The sequence below is a fragment of the Paenibacillus sp. LBL genome, from assembly GCF_029893715.1.
Taxonomy (GTDB): Bacteria; Bacillota; Bacilli; order Paenibacillales; family Paenibacillaceae; genus Paenibacillus_AQ; species Paenibacillus_AQ glucanolyticus.
Genome location: NZ_JARXYU010000002.1, coordinates 224,053 through 226,754 on the forward strand (window position 1 = coordinate 224,053; position 2,702 = coordinate 226,754).

Consider the following 2,702-nt stretch of genomic DNA (forward strand, 5'->3'; position numbering starts at 1 on the left):
GGAGCGGTACGCGATATCGGGCAGCGCTGGATGAGTTACAGGGCTTCGGCCCCGGTAAGGAACCGTTCGCTTTTCCAGAGGACCATGTACTATGGATCACAGGCGGGACGCGGGGAATTGGATATGTATGCGCCGCGCATTTTGTAAGGAAATACGGAGTTAGAAAGCTGGTTCTAACTGGACTGGAAGAGCTGCCTCCCCGAGAGGAATGGGGATTTTACAAGGGTCAGAATACGGCTGTGGCCCACAAAATTCAAGCGATCCAGGCTTTGGAAGCACAACAGGTAGAAGTGAGGGTCCTCTCCGTATCCCTAACGGATGAACGTAAGATGCGGCATAGCCTGGAAGCGGTTAAAAGCACGATGGGGCCAATTGGAGGCGTTTTACATTGTGCCGGCGTAATTGATTCGCATAATCCTGCCTTTGTAAGGAAGCCGGTTGAAGGAATCGAGCGGGTTTTTGACCCGAAGGTGGCGGGACTTCAAGTACTCTATGATTGCTTTAGACATGAAGCCTTATCGTTTTTTATGCTTTTCTCGTCCGTTTCGTCAACGATTCCTGTTTTAGGTTCCGGACAAAGCGATTATGCCATGGCAAATGCTTATATGGACTATTTTGCGGCGAAGGAGAAGCATGCGAATCCCGTAATCAGTATCCAGTGGCCAAGCTGGAAAGAGGCTGGTATGGGCGAGGTAAGGAGCAAGGCTTATGCGCAGACAGGCTTACTGAGCGTGACAAATGAAGAGGGGCTGCAGCTGTTGGATCAGATTCTCTCCAGCAGAACAGAATCGGTGATTCTGCCGGCTGTTGTTAATCCGGAGATATGGAATCCTGGCATGCTTATGCAAAATGCGATTCAGGAGCGCCCGGAAGGATACACCGGATCGCAGCACGGCGGGCAAAAGGCAGTGCTGGTATCTCCCAAGCCTGGCGGCGATAGCCTATTAAATAAAACGCAAGTCTGGCTCGCCGAATTGCTGGCAGAAGAATTGAAAATCCCTTTCTCCCGGCTGGAGCTTGATACAGCATTTCAGGATTACGGCGTAGATTCGATTATGATCGCTCAATTACTGCGCCGAATGAATCAATTAGCCATGCTGGATCTGGAGCCAACTCTGCTATTTGAATATCCAACCATAGAATCATTGGCCGCGTGGCTTGTCAGTGCCCATCCCGCTGCCGTATCTCAGTTGCTTGGGTCTATGAATATGGAAGGTTATGAACACGAAGGGAAAGAATCTCCACCACAGGTACCAGCGGCTTCAGAAGATAGAAGAAGACCATCCAATAAAGGCATTCATGGAGTTATTTCTTCAGATATTGCCGTGGTAGGTTTGTCATGCCGATTCCCGGGTGCCGAGTCGCTTGAAGAATATTGGAGGATTCTATCGGAGGGAAGATCAGCGATTCGTCAGGTCCCATATGAAAGATGGGGTTACTCCAGCGGCTTCTATGCGGGCACGCTGAATGACATTACAAGCTTTGATCACTCCTTCTTCCTGATTCCTAAAGCCGATGCCCAAGCCATGGATCCTCAGGCGTTAATGGTACTGGAAGAAAGTCTGAAGCTGTTATCTCATGCGGGATATACGATGCAAGAAATGAAGGGAAAGCCGACCGGGGTTTACCTCGGTGCGCGAACACAGCATCAGCCGGAAGAATCAAGCCTACATCAAGCACGTAATCCCATTGTGGCCGTGGGACAGAACTATCTGGCTGCCAATATCTCGCAATTTCTTGACCTCCGTGGTCCAAGCGTTGTGATGGATACCGCCTGTTCTTCAGCTCTGGTAGCGATGAACATGGCCATCCAAGCGCTCCTTGCAGGAGATATCGATTCAGCGATTGTCGGCGGCGCAAGTCTGCTGACAACGGATCGTGCTCACAGAATATTCGCGCAGCGGGGAATTTTAAGTCCGGTGCAGGACTTCCATATGTTTGACAAGCGAGCGGATGGCGTGGTGCTGGGAGAAGGTGCGGGTATGGTTCTGTTGAAGACCGTGGAGCAGGCGCTTGCAGATGGCGATCGAATCTACGCTGTCATCAAGGGAGTGGCCGTTAACAATGACGGACGGACAGCAGGTCCATCAACTCCGAATATCCAGGCGCAGAGAGAAGTTTTACAATCCGCGTTGCGCAAGAGTGGCAGGAAACCTGAGGAGATCAGTTATGTTGAAACCAACGGTTCCGGTACGACGGTGACCGATCTGCTGGAACTTAAGGCGATCCATACGATTTATCGGGAGTCGAGCACGATTCCGCTGGGGCTCGGGTCGATGAAACCCAATATCGGGCATCCGCTCTGTGCCGAAGGCATCGCGAGTTTTATTAAAGTGGTATTGATGCTGCAGCATGGACGATTTGTTCCTTTCTTATCTGGCCGAGAAGCTATGGCACATTATGACATAGAATCATCTCCGCTGTATTTTGGCAGAGAAAATACCGAGTGGACTCATGCTCATACATCAAGAATCGCAGCGATTAACTGTTTTGCCGATGGGGGAACCAACGCCCACGTGATTTTGGAGGAGGCTGCGGATTTGGCTCTCCAACGCAATACAAGGCAGCCTGTCCCACTTCCGGCATTAAACAAGCAGCGGCTGTGGCACACGCATGCCATGACGATACCCGGCAGCAGAGCAGCAGCCGACGTTCCGCAGAATATTTTTTGGGAGAAATTCGACTAGGGAGGAGCCAGTGAG

General features: G+C 51.1%; 1 protein-coding gene and 1 pseudogene. Both read left to right on the forward strand.

Annotation, left to right across the window (positions count from 1 at the left end; translation table 11 throughout):
* Window positions 1-104: 104 nt before the first annotated feature.
* A pseudogene (locus M2277_RS31715) lies at window positions 105-665 on the forward strand (KR domain-containing protein); the annotation flags it as partial.
* A gap of 177 nt (window positions 666-842) precedes the next feature.
* Entirely contained in the window at window positions 843-2,687 is a 1,845-nt protein-coding gene (locus M2277_RS31720; protein WP_481857765.1) for a beta-ketoacyl synthase N-terminal-like domain-containing protein, read from the forward strand.
* The last annotated feature ends 15 nt before the right edge of the window (window positions 2,688-2,702 follow it).